Origin of the sequence: Actinacidiphila sp. bgisy160, from assembly GCF_965342435.1 — a bacterium.
Lineage (GTDB): Bacteria > Actinomycetota > Actinomycetes > Streptomycetales > Streptomycetaceae > Actinacidiphila.
The window spans coordinates 89,928-106,777 of the sequence record NZ_CBDRCM010000023.1; the positions used below are offsets into that span (position 1 = coordinate 89,928).

At 71.4% G+C, this 16,850-nt stretch carries 15 protein-coding genes; 5 read left to right on the forward strand and 10 right to left on the reverse strand.

Annotation, left to right across the window (positions count from 1 at the left end):
* Positions 1–5: 5 nt before the first annotated feature.
* From paaB to ACRWNP_RS19700, 3 genes are all read right to left on the reverse strand, one after another.
* The gene (gene paaB, locus ACRWNP_RS19690) at positions 6–314 is read right to left on the reverse strand and encodes a 1,2-phenylacetyl-CoA epoxidase subunit PaaB (RefSeq protein WP_431963077.1); all 309 of its coding nucleotides are present in this window, start codon (positions 312–314) and stop codon (positions 6–8) included.
* Complete coding sequence (gene paaA, locus ACRWNP_RS19695) at positions 311–1,294, reverse strand: 1,2-phenylacetyl-CoA epoxidase subunit PaaA (protein ID WP_431963079.1); 984 nt, start codon at positions 1,292–1,294, stop codon at positions 311–313. Before paaA ends, paaB begins: the two co-directional genes overlap by 4 nt.
* Before the next feature lie 109 nt (positions 1,295–1,403).
* Positions 1,404–2,609, reverse strand: coding sequence for a thiolase family protein (locus ACRWNP_RS19700; RefSeq protein WP_431963081.1), 1,206 nt, complete (start codon positions 2,607–2,609; stop codon positions 1,404–1,406).
* Positions 2,610–2,719: 110 nt separating this feature from the next.
* Here ACRWNP_RS19700 and paaI point away from each other — a divergent pair, with 110 nt between their 5' ends.
* From paaI to ACRWNP_RS19715, 3 genes are all read left to right on the forward strand, one after another.
* Positions 2,720–3,133, forward strand: a complete 414-nt coding sequence (gene paaI, locus ACRWNP_RS19705) for a hydroxyphenylacetyl-CoA thioesterase PaaI (protein WP_431963083.1) — start codon at positions 2,720–2,722, stop codon at positions 3,131–3,133.
* The gene (gene paaK / locus ACRWNP_RS19710) at positions 3,130–4,476 is read left to right on the forward strand and encodes a phenylacetate--CoA ligase PaaK (RefSeq protein ID WP_431963085.1); all 1,347 of its coding nucleotides are present in this window, start codon (positions 3,130–3,132) and stop codon (positions 4,474–4,476) included. The genes paaI and paaK overlap by 4 nt, the downstream gene beginning before the upstream one ends.
* A gap of 124 nt (positions 4,477–4,600) precedes the next feature.
* Positions 4,601–5,398: an ArsR/SmtB family transcription factor gene (locus tag ACRWNP_RS19715; RefSeq protein ID WP_431963087.1), complete on the forward strand. Its 798-nt coding sequence runs from the start codon at positions 4,601–4,603 to the stop codon at positions 5,396–5,398.
* Positions 5,399–5,458: 60 nt separating this feature from the next.
* On the opposite strand, the gene ACRWNP_RS19720 is transcribed toward ACRWNP_RS19715, so the two are convergent.
* The 7 genes from ACRWNP_RS19720 to ACRWNP_RS19750 all read right to left on the reverse strand — a co-directional run bounded on the left by ACRWNP_RS19720 (position 5,459) and on the right by ACRWNP_RS19750 (position 14,926).
* Positions 5,459–6,796 carry a hypothetical protein gene (locus ACRWNP_RS19720; protein WP_431963089.1) on the reverse strand — a complete coding sequence of 446 codons (1,338 nt, stop codon included), beginning with the start codon at positions 6,794–6,796 and terminating at the stop codon, positions 5,459–5,461.
* A gap of 137 nt (positions 6,797–6,933) precedes the next feature.
* On the reverse strand, positions 6,934–7,899 hold the full coding sequence (locus tag ACRWNP_RS19725) for an acetylxylan esterase (RefSeq protein ID WP_431963091.1): 966 nt from the start codon (positions 7,897–7,899) through the stop codon (positions 6,934–6,936).
* A 14-nt stretch (positions 7,900–7,913) separates the two neighbouring features.
* A complete protein-coding gene (locus ACRWNP_RS19730; RefSeq protein WP_431963093.1) occupies positions 7,914–9,518 on the reverse strand; it encodes a glycoside hydrolase family 43 protein in 1,605 nt (534 codons plus the stop codon).
* Entirely contained in the window at positions 9,515–11,812 is a 2,298-nt protein-coding gene (locus tag ACRWNP_RS19735) for a beta-glucosidase (RefSeq protein WP_431963109.1), read from the reverse strand. The genes ACRWNP_RS19730 and ACRWNP_RS19735 overlap by 4 nt, the downstream gene beginning before the upstream one ends.
* Positions 11,813–11,859: 47 nt before the next feature.
* Positions 11,860–12,678, reverse strand: a complete 819-nt coding sequence (locus ACRWNP_RS19740; RefSeq protein WP_431963095.1) for a carbohydrate ABC transporter permease — start codon at positions 12,676–12,678, stop codon at positions 11,860–11,862.
* Positions 12,678–13,607 carry a carbohydrate ABC transporter permease gene (locus ACRWNP_RS19745; RefSeq protein ID WP_431963097.1) on the reverse strand — a complete coding sequence of 310 codons (930 nt, stop codon included), beginning with the start codon at positions 13,605–13,607 and terminating at the stop codon, positions 12,678–12,680. The genes ACRWNP_RS19740 and ACRWNP_RS19745 overlap by 1 nt, the downstream gene beginning before the upstream one ends.
* A gap of 14 nt (positions 13,608–13,621) precedes the next feature.
* Complete coding sequence (locus ACRWNP_RS19750; protein ID WP_431963099.1) at positions 13,622–14,926, reverse strand: ABC transporter substrate-binding protein; 1,305 nt, start codon at positions 14,924–14,926, stop codon at positions 13,622–13,624.
* Between the two features lie 140 nt (positions 14,927–15,066).
* Between ACRWNP_RS19750 and ACRWNP_RS19755 the strand changes: the two genes are divergently transcribed.
* Positions 15,067–16,116: a LacI family DNA-binding transcriptional regulator gene (locus ACRWNP_RS19755; RefSeq protein ID WP_431963101.1), complete on the forward strand. Its 1,050-nt coding sequence runs from the start codon at positions 15,067–15,069 to the stop codon at positions 16,114–16,116.
* Between the two features lie 215 nt (positions 16,117–16,331).
* Positions 16,332–16,769, forward strand: coding sequence for a hypothetical protein (locus ACRWNP_RS19760; RefSeq protein WP_431963103.1), 438 nt, complete (start codon positions 16,332–16,334; stop codon positions 16,767–16,769).
* Positions 16,770–16,850: the final 81 nt, after the last annotated feature.

Consider the following 16,850-nt stretch of genomic DNA (forward strand, 5'->3'; position numbering starts at 1 on the left):
TGCTCCTAGATGTGGGGGACGTCTTCGGGGATGTCGTAGAAGGTGGGGTGCCGGTAGACCTTGTCGGCGCTGGGCGTGAAGAAGGGGTCCTTCTCGTCCCGCGTGGACGCGGTGATGTGCTCCGAGCGCACCACCCAGATGCTCACGCCCTCGTTGCGCCGGGTGTACAGGTCGCGGGCGTGGGTGAGGGCCATGCGGTCGTCGGCGGCGTGCAAGGAGCCGACGTGGACGTGGTTCAGCCCGCGCTTGCCGCGGACGAACACCTCGTACAGGGGCCAGTCGGCCCGGGTCGTGCTGTCGCCGGTGGTGCTCATGCCACGGCTCCTTCCTCTGCCCGGGCCGCCTGCTTGGCGGCGTGGGCGGTCGCGGCCTCGCGCACCCAGGCGCCTTCCTCGTGTGCGGAGCGGCGGCGTTCCATCCGCTCGGTGTTGCACGGTCCGTCGCCGCTGATGACGCGCTGCAGTTCCGACCAGTCGGGGGTGCCGAAGTCGTGCCGGCCGTGCTCCTCGTTCCAGCGCAGCTCCGGGTCGGGCAGGGTCACGCCGAGCTTTTCGGCCTGCGGGACGGTCATGTCGACGAACCGCCGGCGCAGCTCGTCGTTGCTGTGGCGCTTGATCTTCCAGGCCATGGACGCGGCCGAGTTGGGCGAGTCGCCGTCGGGCGGGCCGAACATCATCAGCGAGGGCCACCACCAGCGGTTCACGGCGTCCTGCACCATCTCCCGCTGGGCCTCGGTGCCGCGCATCATCGTCATCAGCAGCTCGTAGCCCTGGCGCTGGTGGAAGGACTCCTCCTTGCAGATGCGCACCATGGCGCGGGCGTACGGCCCATAGGAGGAGCGGCACAGCGGCACCTGGTTGCAGATCGCCGCACCGTCGACGAACCAGCCGATGACGCCGACGTCGGCGAAGCTGAGGGTCGGGTAGTTGAAGATCGAGGAGTACTTCTGACGGCCCTCGATCAGGCGCTGCGTGAGGTCGGCGCGGTCGACGCCCAGCGTCTCGGCGGCCGAGTAGAGGTACAGCCCGTGGCCGGCCTCGTCCTGGACCTTGGCGAACAGGATGGCCTTGCGGCGCAGCGACGGGGCGCGGGTGATCCACTCGCCCTCGGGCTGCATGCCGATGATCTCCGAGTGCGCGTGCTGCGCGATCTGCCGGACCAGCGTCTTGCGGTAGCCGTCGGGCATCCAGTCCCGCGGCTCGATGCGCTGGTCCCGCGCGATCGTGTCGTCGAAGTGCTCCTGGAGCGGCGTCTGCGCGCCCTCCGCCGGCACGGCGGCGTCCGGTGTGCTCATCGATACCAGCTTCCCCTACCGACCATTCGTTCGGTTACAGTCTGACGAACTATCCCGTCCCCGGCAAGCCCTGTGGACGACACTCGCACGCGCCCGCGGCTGGTCCCGTTCACACCCGCTCCACCAGCATCGCCACACCCTGGCCCACACCGACGCAGAGGGTGGCGAGGCCACGGCGGCCGCCCTCGCGCTCCAGGCGGCCGAGGAGGGTGAGCAGGATGCGGGCGCCCGAGCAGCCCAGCGGATGGCCGAGCGCGATCGCGCCGCCGTCGGCGTTGACCCTCTCCTCGTCCAGCTTGAGGCGGCGGACGACCGCGAGGGCCTGGGCGGCGAAGGCCTCGTTGAGCTCGACGGCGTCCAGATCCCCGGTCTGCCATCCGGAGCGGGCCAGGGCCTTCTCCGTCGCCGGGACGGGGCCGAGGCCCATCAGGTGGGGCTCGACGCCGGCGGTGGCGGCGGTGACGATCCTGGCGCGCGGCGTCAGGCCGTACCGCTCGACCGCCTCACGGCCGGCCACCACGAGGGCCGCGGCGCCGTCGGACAGCGGCGAGGAGGAACCGGCGGTCACGATGCCGTCCTGGCGGAAGATGGCGCGCAGGGCCCCGAGCTTCTCCAGGGTGGTGGAGGGGCGCGGGCCCTCGTCACGGGTGACCTCGCCGCCCTTGACGGCGACCGGCACGATCTCGCGGTCGAAGCGGCCGGCCTCCTGGGCCGCGACGGCCCGCTGGTGGCTGCGCAGCGCGAAGGCGTCGGAGTCGGCGCGGGTGATCCCGTCCAGGGCGGCGACCTCCTCCGCGGTCTCCCCCATGGACAGGGTGTCCCCGGCGGTGAAGCGGGGGTTGGTGAAGCGCCAGCCCAGGGAGGTGTCGTGCACCTCGCCGGGCTTGGCCCAGGGGGTACCGGGCTTGGCCATGACCCAGGGGGCACGGGTCATGGACTCCACACCGCCGGCCACGACCATCTCGGCCTCGCCGGAGCGGATCGCCTGCGCCGCCGAGGCGACGGCGGTGAGCCCGGAGGCGCACAGGCGGTTGACGGTGTAGCCGGGCACCGTGTGCGGCAGGCCGGCCAGCAGCACGGCCATCCGGGCGATGTCGCGGTTGTCCTCGCCCGCCTGGTTGGCGGCGCCGAGGATCACCTCGTCCACGGCCTCGACCGGGATCCCGGCGCGGCTCACGGCCTCGCCGACCACCAGGGCCGCCAGGTCGTCGGGGCGAACGGCGGCCAGAGCGCCGCCGTAGCGGCCCTGCGGGGTGCGCGCGCCGTCGATCAGGAAGACCTCGTCTGCGGGTCGTGCGGGGAGGTGCTGGGACATGCGTTCCACCTCTTGACAGGCAGTTCGGATGCTGGATTACCTTGGGCGTGCCGCACGCTAACCGAATGTTCGGTCGGTTCACAAGGCTGGTGACGATCGTGAGGGATGCCATGGACGCGACGCGGGGCCCCGCGGAGAGCATGTTCGCCGCCGACAAGGCGTCGCAGAGCCTGGGCATCGAGCTGCTGGAGACCGGCGACGGGACGGCCGTACTGCGCATGACCGTCACGCCCGCGATGGTCAACGGGCACGGGATCGGCCACGGGGGCTACCTCTTCCTGTTCGCCGACACCGCCTTCGCCTGCGCCTGCAACACCCACGGCCCGGTGACGGTGGCCGCCGGCGCCGACATCACCTTCGTCGCCCCCGTCCACGAGGGCGACGAACTGGTCGCCGTCGCGCAGGAGCGCACCCGCTTCGGCCGCAGCGGCGTCTACGACGTGAGCATCCTGCGGGGCGACCAGGTGGTCGCGGAGTTCCGCGGGCGCAGCCGCAGCATCGGACGTACGAAGGAGAACGGATGAGCAGCGAGCCGACGGACCGGGCGACCGCGGGGGCGCGCCTGGGAGAGCCGCTCCCCCACGGCTTGCTGGACGCCGCCGAGCGGCTGACGCCCGCGGAGCTGCGGGAGCTGCAGCTCGGCCGGCTGCGGTCGACGCTGCGCCACGCCTACGACAACGTCGAGGCCTACCGCAAGAAGTTCAACGAGGCCGGGCTGCGGCCCCAGGACTGCGCGGGCCTGGAGGACCTGGCACGCTTCCCCTTCACCACCAAGGCCGACCTGCGCGACGACTACCCCTTCGGCATGTTCGCCGTCCCCATGGACCAGGTGCGCCGCGTGCATGCCTCCAGTGGCACGACCGGCCTGCCCACCGTCGTGGGCTACACCGACAACGACCTGTCCATGTGGTCCGACGTGGTGGCCCGCTCCATACGCGCCGCCGGCGGACGTCCCGGCCACAAGGTGCACATCTCCTACGGCTACGGCCTGTTCACCGGAGGCCTGGGCGCGCACTACGGCGCCGAGCGCGCCGGTTGCACGGTGATCCCCGCCTCGGGCGGCATGACCGCCCGTCAGGTGCAGATCATCCAGGACTTCAAGCCCGAGATCATCATGGTCACCCCCTCGTACATGCTCACCCTGCTGGACGAGTTCGAGCGACAGGGTGTCGACCCGCGCGGCACCTCGCTGCGGGTCGGCATCTTCGGCGCGGAGCCGTGGACGGAGGAGATGCGCCGGGAGATCGAGGAGCGCATGAACATCCACGCCGTCGACATCTACGGCCTGTCCGAGGTGATCGGCCCGGGCGTCGCCCAGGAGTGCGTGGAGACCAAGGACGGCCTGCACGTGTGGGAGGACCACTTCTACCCCGAGATCGTGGACCCGATCACGGGCGAGCCGGTGCCGGAGGGCGAGGAGGGCGAGCTGGTCCTCACCTCCCTCACCAAGGAGGCGCTGCCGATCATCCGTTACCGCACCCGTGACCTGACCCGGCTGCTGCCCGGCACCGCACGCCCGGCCTTCCGCCGCATCCAGAAGATCACCGGCCGCTCCGACGACATGATCATCCTGCGTGGGGTGAACGTCTTCCCCAGCCAGATCGAGGAGATCGTGCTGCGCACGCCCGGCGTGGCGCCGCACTTCCAGATCCGGCTCACCAAGCGCGGTCGCATGGACCACATGGAGGTCATCGTCGAGGCGCGCCCCGATGCCGGGGCCGCGCAACGCGAAGAGGCGGCTCACTCCATCGCGACGGGCGTCAAGGACGGCGTGGGAGTCAGCGTCGAGGTGACGGTCGTCGACCCCGACACCGTCGAGCGCTCCGTCGGGAAGATCCGCCGCGTACGGGACCTGCGGGCCGAATAGCGCCGCCGAACACCCCGGCCCCGACGCCCGGCCCCGCCGAACCGCGTTGACATGCAGCCGCCCGGTTGCCTATGGTGAATAGGCAGCCGGATGGCTGCATTTTCGGGACGGCGGGGAAAGCGAGATGGACGAGGTCTTCAAGGCGCTGGCCGACGCCAGCCGCCGGCGGCTGCTGGACAGCCTCAACGGGCGCAACGGGCAGACCCTGCGCGAGCTGTGCGCGGGCCTGGACATGGCCCGGCAGTCGGTCAGCAAGCACCTGGCCGTGCTGGAGGAGGCCGGGCTGGTCACCACGGTACGGCGGGGCCGGGAGAAGCTGCACTACCTCAACGCCGCTCCGATCAACGCCGTCGCGGAACGATGGATCGACCGGTACGACCGCGAGCGTGCGCACGCGCTCGCCGACCTGCAGAGGGCATTGGAGCAGGCACCCATGAGCGAGTCCGCATTCGTCTACACGACCTACATCCGCACCACACCCGAGCGCCTCTGGCAGGCGCTGACCGACCCGGCGTTCACCCGCCGCTACTGGGGCGTCGCCTTCGAGACCGACTGGGCGGCCGGCTCGGCCATGCTCTGGGAGGAGGGCGGCGCCCGCACCGCCGATCCCGCCCAGGTCGTGCTGGAGTCCGATCCACCGCGCCGGCTCTCCTACACCTGGCACACCTTCACACCGGAGTGGGCCGCGAACACGGGCGTGAGCGAGGAGGTGCGCGCCCGCCTGGCCGGGGACCAACGCTCCCAGGTGACGTTCGAGATCGAACCGCTCGGGGAGACGGTCAGGCTGACCGTCGTCCACGAGGCCCACGAACCGGGCAGCACGGTGCTGGGCATGGTCTCCCAGGGCTGGCCCGCCCTGGTGTCGGGTCTGAAGACGCTCCTGGAGACCGGCGAGCCGCTGCCCGAGCCGAAGGGCGGCTGACCTGCCCCGCGGGGCACGTGGTGCGGGAGGCGCCCGCACCACGTGCCGGGGCGGGCCGGGTCAGTTGATTGCCAGGGCCGCCGTGTTGTTGGTGGTGTCCGGGTCGCACGGGAACTCGCCGGACTCCGGGTGGATGCTCACGGCACCGGTCGTGCCGGGCACCACGGTGTCGATCCGCAGCGAGAAGTCGTACGAGCGCTCGGTGTTCTCCAGCACCCAGTACGGCAGGGAGCAGTCGTAACGCGGCGCCCCCGTCTCCTGCGGGTAGTAGCCGCCGGAGAGGGTGTGCGGGGCGCAGCCGGACGGGACGCCGGTGACCTTGGTGCCCGCGGGGACGATCAGCCGGACCTTGGCGACGGGGTCGCCGGAGCCGAGGTTGCCGAGCCAGGCCGGGCCGTTGTTGCGGAACGTGAGCCGGGCCGTCACCGTCTCGCCCGCCGCACCGGTGACCGCGTCGCCGGTCACCGCGAAGTCCGCGGTGTTGTCGGCGCTGACGCCGACCACCCTGTAGTTGTCACCGCTCTCGAGGTCCTCGGCGCCCCCGCCGGGCTGGACGCTGATGTCGAGACGCTCGTTCATCGCGTACGGGGCGAGCACCGCCTTGAGCGGCTTGGGCAGCTCGAAGGAGTCCCCCGGCGCCAGCACCCGGTCGAAGGTGCACGCCGCGAAGGTCATCGGCGCGTACTCGCCGTCGTTGGACGTCGTGTAGGTGCAGCGCTTGTACTTGGTCAGCTTCTGGATGCCGTGGGAGGCCATGAACTTCAGCGTGAAGCCCTGCGCGCTTTCGTTGCCGTTGTTGGTCAGCCCGAACGGGAGTCGCACGGTGGAGCCAGGGGCGGCGTGCTCGACCGGGGCGATCTCCGCGAGCGACAGGTCCGGGCCGGAGGCGACGGTGAGCATGGTGTCGGAGTCGTCCGGCGTGGTGGTGAGGGTGCCGTCGGGGCCTCCGACAGCGGTCGCCGCGTAGGTGATCCGGCCGTGTGCCCCGCCCGCCGCCCCGTCCGCCGCGCGGACCGTGAGGTGGATCTGCCTGCTGTAGTCGCCGCCGATCACGGGCACCTCGGGCACGTGGCAGACGGCGGTCGTGCCGCTGGGCGTGCAGTTCTCCGGCCAGGTCACCTCCGCGACGCCCGCGACCCCGGAGACGTCCACGGTGACCTCGCCGTCGGTGACCGTGAAGTTGCCGTTGTCGTGGTAGATGCCGATGTCAAGCGTGCGCGACTGCGGTTCACCGCCGCCCGTGCCCGAGGGCAACGACAGTTCGGACGGGGCGTTGATCCACAGCTGGTCGGTCTCGGCGGCGTGCGCGGGTACGGCGAGACCGGCCACGAACAGGCCGGCCGCCGCGACGGCAGAGGCTCCGAGGCGCAGCGAGCGCCCGACGGAGTCAGATCGCATGACTCTTCCTCAAGGGTGTGGCCACATCAGTGGTGCACCGGGGTCTCCGGTGCACCCGTACGACGATCAAGGAAGAGCGAAGGTTGTACGGCCGCCCGCCCCAACTCCAGGCGATGTGGCGGCACTTCACGTTGCCCTCACAAGCGCGCGCGGAGGAACACGAGCGCCCCCTCGTCGTCGTCGGTCGCGCCGCCCTCGTGCCCGTTCCAAGGCCAGACGGCCATCTCCTTGGGCCCCGCGTACGCGTTGTACGCGGCGAAGACCGTCGAGGGCGGCGTGATCTCGTCCATCAGGGCCGCGGAGAAGCGGGCCGGTACCCGGGCGCGGGCCGCGAAGTTGACGCCGTCGAAGTAGGACAGGGTGCGCATGGCCCGCTCGGCGTTGCCGCGGTGGACGGCGAGATAGCGGCCGATCTCGCGGTACGGGTCCGCGTCCGTGATCACCGTGGCCCGGGGGAAGTCGCACAGGAACGGGACGTGCGCCACCAGGGCGCGGACCTCGGGAGCGAGGGCGGCCACGGCGAGCGCGGTGCCGCCGCCCTGGCTCGCGCCGATGACCGCGATCCGGCCGGGATCCACCGAGGGCAGCGTGCGGACCGCGTCCACGGCGCGGACGGCGTCCGTGAACAGGCGGCGGTAGTAGTAGGTGCGGGGGTCGTCGATGCCGCGGGTCATCATCCCGGGGGCCTGTGGGCCCGTGGTGCCGGAGTCGGGTGTGTCGCCGCGGCTCCAGCCCGAGCCCTGGCCCCGGGTGTCCATGTGCAAGTGGGCGAAGCCGGCGGACGCCCACAGCAGGTTGTCCAGGGCATGGCCCCGGCCGCCGCCGTAGCCGACGTACTGGACGACCGCGGGCAGCGGTCCCTCTGCGCCGCGCGGCAGGCGGAGCCAGGCCCGTACGGGCTCGCCGCCGAAACCGGGGAGGGTGACGTCGTAGACGGCCACGGTGCGCAGCCGCGGGCCGGACGCGGGAGTGACGGTGACGGACGCGGTCCCGGCGGCGCGCGCGTCGTCGAGCGTCGTGCGCCAGAAGTCGTCGAAGTCGGCGGGCGCGGTCTGGGTGCTGCGGTGGTCCCGGAGTTCGTCCTCGGGGAGATCGGTGAACAACGTCGGCTCCGTGGTCAGGGGGCGAGCGGCCGGTAGTCGAACCAGTCGATGTCGGCGACGGTGGTGGAGGGGGCGCCGTGGGCCGTGGCGTACGGGCCCAGCCAAACGCCGAGAAAGCCGCCCGCGCGCGGCGAACTGAGGAATGCGCCGTCCACGGCGGTCAGTTCGGTCTCCGCGTCCGGGCCCGCGCCGGCGGGGGCGTGACGCAGCCCGTAGCGCTGACCCTCGGCGTGGATGCGCAGCACCACCGGGCCGGGGGCCAACGACGCCTGCGCGACGATGCGTTGCTCGCCCCCGGTACGGACCGCGGCGAGCACGCGGCGGCCGCCGCGGCCGTCACCGGCCACCGCGAACACCACGTGGTCGGTCTCGGACTGGCGGACGGCTAGCCCCGCCCACTCCCGCGGCGTCCGGGGCGCCACGTCGAGCAGCGCGGACACGCTGACGTCGCGGTGCTGCTGGCGCCGGCCGAGGAAGCAGGGGGTGCCGACATCGGCGAGCGACGCGGGCCCGAGCGGCAGCCGGAGCGAACCGGGGCGTGCGGTGAGCGACCAGAAGGGTTCCGCGGTACGCACCTGGTTCCACCGGGGGTCCAGCCGGGGGCCGTCGAAGTCGTCTCGCACCGGATCCGGCTGGGGCCCGTCCGAAGGCCCGGCGGCCGTGGGCGGCCGGAAGGGGCCGAGCGTGGTGCCGACGCCGGGTGCGAAGAGCGGCCAGCCGTCCTCCCAGCGCACCGGGACGAGGAAGGTCTCCCGCCCGAGGTTGGGGTGGTAGCCGCCGTACGGGCGGCTGCCGAGCAGCACCGCCCACCACTCCCCCTCCGCCGTCCGCACCAGGTCGGCGTGGCCGACGCCCACGACGGGGAAGTCGCGGCCCAGGTGGCGGTGGGTGAACACCGGGTTGGCCGGGTTGCCGGTGTACGGGCCGGTGACGTTCTCGGCGCGGGCGACACTGACGGCGTGCCGGTGCTCGGTGCCGCCCTCGGCCGCCAGCAGGTAGTAACGGCCGTCCACCTTGTACAGGTGGGGCCCCTCGGCCCACGCGGCGCCGTGCAGCGCGCCGCGCCACAGCAGGTGCTCGGGGCCGGTGAGGGTCAGCGTCGCGGTGTCGAACTCCCGCAGCCATACGTCGGTCTGCCCCTCCCACTCCCCCGGCTCCGCGAGCCGTGTGCCGGTGCACCAGGCGCGGCCGTCGTCGTCGAAGAAGAGGGAGGGGTCGATGCCGGGCGCGTCGTCCAGCCACACCGGTTCGCTCCACGGCCCGGCGGGGTCGGTGGCGGTCACGACGAAGGTGCCGCCCCGCCCGCTGCCGCCGACCAGGGTGGTCACGACGTAGAACCGGCCCTGGTGGTGCCGGATGGTCGCGGCGAAGATCCCCTCCGAGGACGCCACGGTGCTCAGGTCCACCTGCGAGGGCCGGTCCAGGACATGCCCGATCGGCCGCCAGTGGACCAGGTCACGGCTGTGGAACACCGGGATGCCCGGGAAGTACTCGAAGGTCGAGGTGACCAGGTAGTGGTCCGCCCCGACCCGGCAGACGCTCGGGTCGGGATGGCAGCCCGGCAGGACGGGGTTGGCGACGGTCCCCGCCGCCGACCCCGTCCCTTCGGGCAGGCTCACCTGGACTCCTCCGGCGCGCCGGTGACCAGCGCGTGCAGCCGCCGGGTGTGGTCCACCTGCCGTGCCGGGCCGGTCAGTTCGGCCCGTACGGCGAACCGGACGTCGGTGCTGGACGCGGCCAGCCGCACCTCCAGCTCCCCCGGTTCCACGACACGGCGGCCGTCCCGGCCGGTGAAGGCGGCGACGTCGGCGGGGACCGTGACGTCGATGCGCCGCGCCTCCCCCGGCTCCAGCGGCACCCGCAGGTAGCCGACGAGGCGCTGCACCGGCTGGACGACGGAGGCGATCGGGTCGTGCAGGTAGACCTGGACGACCTCGCTGCCCGCGCGGCTTCCGGTGTTGCGGACCGTGAAGGACAGCTCCACCTCTCCGTCGGTGCCCGTGACGGGTCGGCCGTCGGCGGCGCCGTGCACCTGAGGCGCGGACCACTCGAAGGCCGTGTACGTCAGCCCGTGGCCGAAGCCGAAGGCGGCGGCGGGGTCGATGTTGGAGACCTCGCTGGCCCGCGCGAGCGGCGCGGCGAGGTACGTGGAGGGCTGGACACCCGGGTGCCGGGGCACGCTCACCGGCAGCCGCCCGGAGGGGTTGATCCGTCCGCTCAGCACTCCGGCGAGCGCCGGGGTGCCCTCCTGCCCCGGGAAGAAGGTCTGGACGACGGCCGCGGCCTCGTCCACGGCCCGCCCGAGGGCGTAGGGGCGGCCGGCCAGCAGGGTGAGCACGACGGGCGTCCCCGTGTCGAGGAGCGCGTCGAGCAGTCGCTGCTGGACGCCGGGCAGCGTCAGCGACTCCGCGTCGCAGCCCTCACCGCTGGTGCCGCGGCCGAAGAGCCCGGCACGGTCGCCGAGCGCGGCGACGACCACATCGGCGTCGCGGGCCGCCCTTGCGGCCGCCGCGATGCCGGAGACGTCGTCGTCGTCGATGCCGCAGCCGGCCACGGTCACGATCTCGGAGCCGGGGAACTCCGCCACCAGGGCCTGGCGCAGTGTGGGCAGGTCGATGCCGAGCGGGGTGTCCGGATGCTGCGCCCCGACGTGCACGGGGAAGGAGTAGCAGCCCAGCACGGCGGTCGGGGTCTCCGCCTGGGGACCGACGAGCGCGATGCGGGTGGGCCGCCCCAGGGGCAGGGTGCCGTCGTTGCTCAGTAGGACGGCGGACTGCTCGGCAAGGCGCCGGGACAGGTCCCGGTGGGCCGCGGAGTTCAGTTCGACGGTGCCGCGCAGGCCCTGCGGGTCGGTCAGGTCGGCGCCGGCGAGCGCGGACGGCACCGGGCTCCACCCGGGGTCGAGCAGGCCGAGCTGCGCCTTCTGGGTCAGGACACGGCGCAGTGCGCGGTCCACGAGCTTCTCGTCGACCAGGCCCGCGGCGACGGCGTCCCGCAGCGGCTGCCCGAAGGTCTTGACGGTGGGCAGTTCCACGTCCACACCGGCGTGCAGGGCGGTGCCCGCGGCGTCCGCCCAGTCGGCGGCGACACCGTGCAGGGTCTTGAGGAAGGCGATCCCGAAGTAGTCGGCGACCACGGTCCCGTCGAAGCCCCAGGTGTCGCGGAGCAGCCCGGTCAGCAGTTCCTCGTCGGCGGCCGAGGGCACGCCGTCGGTGTCGGTGTACGCGTGCATCACCGACCGGACGCCGCTCTCCCGGACCGCCATCTCGAACGGCGGCAGGACGACGTCGGCGCGCTCGCGCGGCCCCATGCTGACCGGCGCCAGGTTGCGCCCGGCTCGGGAGGCCGAGTAGCCCGCGAAGTGCTTGAGGGTGGCCACGATGCCCGCGGACTCCAGGCCCTGGATGTAGGCGGTGGCGATGGTCCCGACGAGGTAGGGGTCCTCGCCGATGGTCTCCTCGACCCGGCCCCAGCGCGCGTCGCGGACGACGTCGAGGACGGGGGCGAGGCCCTGGTGGACGCCGACCGAGCGCATGTCGCGGCCGATGGCCGCGGCCATCACCCGGACCAGCTCGGGGTCGAAGGAGGCGCCCCAGGACAGCGGGACGGGGTAGGTGGTCGCACCCCAGGCCGCGAAACCCGCGAGGCACTCCTCGTGGGCCATGGCCGGGATGCCGAACCGGTTGGCGGCGGCGATCCGTTCCTGGGTGCGCATCAGGGACAGCGCGCCCAGGGCGGGGTCGACGGGGACGGTTCCGAAGGGCCGGGTGAGTTGCCCGAGGCCGTCCGGCAGGAGCTCGTCCAGGCTGGGCGGCTCGTCCATGTCGTGCTGGTGGGGGGCGACTTCGGCGCCTTCGCCGGAGGCGCCGACCCAGACGCCGTAGAGCTGGGCGATCTTCTCGTCCAGGGTCATCTCGCGGATGAGCGCCTCGACGCGGGAGTCGGCGGTCACGTTGTCGTTCACTTTCCTCCGACGCCCATGAGCCCCTGTACCAGGGCACGGCGGGCGAACAGGTAGACGAGCAGGACGGGAATCGTGGACAGCACCACGGCGGCCAGCAGGCCGGGGATGTTGATGCCGTACTGGGTCCGGAAGTTGTAGAGGCCCAGCGTGATCACCTTGGTCTCCTCGGACTGGGTGAGCACCAGGGGGAACAGGAAGCCGTTCCAGGCCTGCAGGGCGGAGAAGACGACGATCGTCGACAGTCCGCTGCCGGACAGCGGCAGGACGAGCTGGAAGAAGGTCCGCCGGACGGACGCGCCGTCCATGGCCATCGCCTCGAACAGCTCGGAGGTGATGTCACGCATCGTGCCGGTCAGGATCAGCGTGCAGACCGGCAGGCAGAACGCCGCCGTCGGCAGGATGACGCCGATGAGGTTGTCGTACAGGCCGACCTTGCTGATGACGTAGAACATCGGGACGATCACGGCCTGCGCGGGGATGGCCAGGCCGAGCAGGAAGAGCCGGAACACCCCGGAGGTGCCGCGGCCCCGGTTGCGGACGATGGTGAACGCCAGCGGCGGCACGAGCAGCAGCACGATGGCCACCACGCTGACCGTGACGACGACCGTGTTGAGGAAGTACTGCCCGAAGCCGTTGCTGAAGTCCTGGATGTAGTTGTCCAGCGTGAAGGAACGGGGGAAGGACAGCGGGCCGCCCGCGCTGTACTCGGCGCGCGTCTGCACGGTGGCGCCCAGCATGACGTACAGCGGCATGCCCACCAGCGCGAGCCACAGCAGGGCGCCCAGGCCCGCCAAATAGTTGGGGCGTCGTCTCATCAGACACCCTCCTTGGTGCCGGCCATCTTGTCGTAGCCGGAGACGCGGACGACGATCAGCGAGATCACCGTGGCGACGACGACGAGCATCAGCGCGACCGCGGCGCCCGCGCCGAAGTCGAAGCCCTTGAAGGCCTTGTCGTACATGTAGTAGGCGCTGATGGTGGTGTCGGTGCCGGGGCCGCCCTGGGTGAGGATCAGCACCGTGTCGAAGGTGGTGAGACCGCCGACGATCATCAGGATCATCGAGGTGATGATCGAGTTGCGCAGCTGCGGCAGCGTGATGTGGAAGAACTGCCGTACGGTGCCGGCGCCGTCGATCTGCGCCGCCTGGTAGAGCACCTGCGGGATCGCCCGGGTCGCGCCCTGGTAGATCAGGGCGTGGAACGGGGTGAACTGCCAGGTGCTGACGAAGACCAGTACGCCGATCGCGGCGGTCTGCGTGCCGAAGAGGTTGCCGTCGCCGAACAGCCAGCGCGCCTGCGAGGGCACGCCGAAGTTGGGGTCGAGCAACGCCCGCCACAGCACCGACACGGCGGTCGCGGAGAGCAGCAGCGGCACGAAGAAGATCGCCGACAGCACGGCGCGGTTGCGCTGGGGACCGGCCGCCCAGACGCCGAGCAGGATGCTCAGCGGGGTCTGGACGACGACGCCCAGCACGGTGAGCAGCACGCTCAGCCAGAGGCTCTTGATCATCACCGGGTCCTGGAAGACCCGGACCCAGTTGTCGAAGCCCGTGTACTCGGGCGAGCCCAGTCCGCTCCAGGAGGTGAAGGAGAGGACCGCCACCAGCACCAGGGGCACGACGGCGAACAGGGCGAAGAAGATCGTGGCGGGGAGCGCCCAGGCAACGCCCGGCCGGCCGATGGAACGGCCGGCCGGGCGCTGCGTCTGCCGCTTGCCCGTCACGGTGGCAGTGAGGGAGACCATGCGGGACGTCGCTCTCAGGAGGTGGGCAGGGCCTGCATGGCCTTGATGAATCCGTCCGCGTCGATCTGGCCGTTGAAGAACTGCTGCACGGCCTGGTGGATCGGCGTGATGCCCGACGGCGGGTAGGCCTGGTCCCACGACAGCTGGAACGAGGGGGCCTTGTCGACGAGGTCGAACTGGTACTTCAGGTAATCCGGGTTGGCGGCCGTGTCGAGGAACTTGGTGGTGTTCGTGGTGGTGGGCAGGTTGCCGATGGCGAGCTGCTGCTTCACGAAGTCGTCGGAGTACATGAGCTTCAGGAAGTCCGCGACCGCGTCCGAGTACTTGGTCTTCTTCAGCACCGAGTAGAAGTTGTTGGTGTTGCCGACGACGTTCGCGGCGTCACCCTTGCCGCCGGCGACGGTCGGGAAGTTGGTGTAGCCGAGGTCGTTCTTGACGAAGTCCGGGCTGGCGTCCTGCTGCGTGGAGTACTCCCAGGAGCCCATGAGCTCGAAGCCCGCCTTGCCGCTCGCGAGGAGCTGCGGCGAACCGCCGTCGGTGAACTTCACCGAGTCGAAGTTGGTGCCGAAGGCACCGGCGTCGATGAGCTCCTTGAGCATGCTCAGCGCCTTCTTGCTGTCCTCGCTCTCCCAGGCGCTCTTGTCGCCGCCGAGGGCCTTGGTGAACAGCTCCGGGCCGGCGACGCGGTCGTAGAGGTACTCGAACCACATCAGGGTCGGCCACTGGTCGCCGCCGCCGAGCGCGATCGGGGTGACGCCCTTGGCCTTGAGCTTCTTGACCCCGTCGATGAGCTCGTCCCAGGTCTGCGGGGGCTGGACGCCCGCGTCCGCGAGGACCTTCTTGTTGTTGAACAGCAGCACCGGCTGGGTGCCGCGCATCGGCACGCCGTAGGACTTCCCGTCGACGACCGCGGTGTTGAAGACCGAGGACAGGAAGTTGTCCTTCAGGCCCGGGTCCTTCTTGATGAAGTCGTCGAGCGGGAGCAGCAGACCGGCCTTCACGAACGGCTGGATGCTGCCGCCACCCCAGTTGAAGAAGACGTCGGGGGCCTGCTTGGTGTTGATGACGGTCTGCAGCTTCTGCTGGTAGTCCGCACCCGGGACCGTGTCGAGGACCGCCTTGACCTTCGAGGTCTTGTTGAACTCGGCGACGATCGCCTTCTCCACCTTGTTCGCGGAGTCGCCGTACACGAGGACGTGAATCGTCCCGGAATCGCCTCCCGCGGAGGTGCCGTCACCGCCGCAGGCGGTCAGGGTCAGGCCCAGTGCCAGTGTCGCGCCGCCGGCGACGGCACGGGGGAACCACGCACGCTTCTTCATGATCGACCTCTCGAAAGTTTCGGCTACTTTGCCGAAATTCGCCTGACGAGGGACCGTAGGCTCCCCCTTCGCCAGGGTCAACAGCGTGGAATTGACGCGACCAAACCGTTACCGAACAGCGTTGCCCTATCCTGTGCCGCATGCGTGATGATGAGACCGAGGGCCGGATCACCCTGGCTGACGTGGCTTCGAAAGCGGGCGTGTCACTTTCGACAGTTTCGAAGGTGCTCAACGGACGTCCCGATGTGGCCGCGCCGACCCGGAGCAAGGTCGAACGGCTGCTGGAGGCGAACGGTTACCAGCGTCCCTCCCCCACCCAGCCCGAGTCACGGCTGATCGAGATCGTCTTCCACGAGCTCGAGAGCGTCTGGGCTATGGAGCTCATCCGGGGCGTGGAGAACGTCGCCAAGAGCCGCAACATGAGCGTGGTGCTCACCGAGAGCGGCACGCGGCACGCCCCCGGCCCCGAGTGGATCGAGGGCGTGCTGCGGCGCCGCCCGCTCGGCGTCGTCCTGGTCTTCTCCTCGCTGCCCGACGACATCAAGCGCAAGCTGCGCTCGCGGGCCATCAATTTCGTGATCATCGACCCGGCGGGCGACCCCGAACCCGACGTCCCGTCCGTGGGCTCGGCGAACTGGGCCGGCGGGGTCGCGGCCACCCGGCATCTCATCGACCTCGGCCACCGCCGCATCGGGATCATCACCGGACCTGACGACATGCTGTGCTCCCTGGCCCGCCTCGACGGCTTCCGCTCGGCCATGGGCATGGCGGGGCTCACCGTCGACAACGACCTGATCCGCTACGGGGACTTCCACGTCCAGGGCGGGCACGACGGCGCCCTCGCCCTGCTGGAGCAGCCCGACCCGCCCACCGCCATCTTCGCCGGCAGCGACCTGCAGGCGCTCGGCGTGCTGGAGGCGGCCAGGGTCAAGGGCCTGCAGGTGCCCCGCGACCTGTCGGTGGTGGGCTACGACGACATCCCGCTCGCCCAGTGGGCGAGCCCGTCGCTCACCACCGTCAACCAGCCGCTGGTCGAGATGGCCGAGGAGGCCGCCCGGATGCTGCTCCGGCTGTCGCAGCCCGACGAGATCGGCGACAAGAGCAACACCCGTATGGAGCTTGGCGTCAGACTGGTCGTCAGGAAGAGCACGGCGGCGCCGCGGAAGTCCGGGGAGGGGCGCGGGGACTGACTCCCGGCAGGGCGCGGGGCAGGCGCACGGCATCGTCCGCGGGAGCACGGGCCACCCGCGCGGAGGACTGTGTGACGAAGGCCACACCCGATGTCAACGCTCTTCGGAGTGGCGGTGATTACCGCGGGCGCGTGGCGGGAAATGCTCGCTATGGCCGAGGACAAGAGCCCGGTCGGCCCCGCTGGTGGGCGTTCTTCTGAGGGGGAGATGCACCCATGCGCACCCACGCACGACACAGCCGCGGCGAACGCTCGCTGGCGGTGCTCGAGGAGGAGCACGAACGTCGCGAGCCGTTCGAGCTGCTGACGGCGGACGACGCCGACGACGCCTTCGACGACGAGGGCTATGAGATCCTCCGGGTGCACTGCCCCGACTGTGCCCGCCCGATCGCCCTCCTCGCCGACGAGGACGTACTGCCACAGCACGCGCTGTGCGCCTCGCCGTGGAACCCGTTCGGGCTGACGGTCTGCCCCGGCTCGGGGCGTCCCGCCCCCGAGGCCACGGAGGCCGACGACGTCGCCCGGGGCGAGGACGCGCAGTGGGGCGCGCTGCTGACGCTCCCCGCGGGGCTGGACTGGCGCACGCAGCCGTTCTCCCACGTGGGCGGACCCGGTTCGCAGCCGATCCGGGTGCCGTTCCAGCGAGCGGCCTGACCCGCGGCCCACCTCGTACGCACGGTGGGGGGGGGGGGGGGGGGGGGGGGGGGGGGGGGGGGGGGGGGGGGGGGGGGGGGG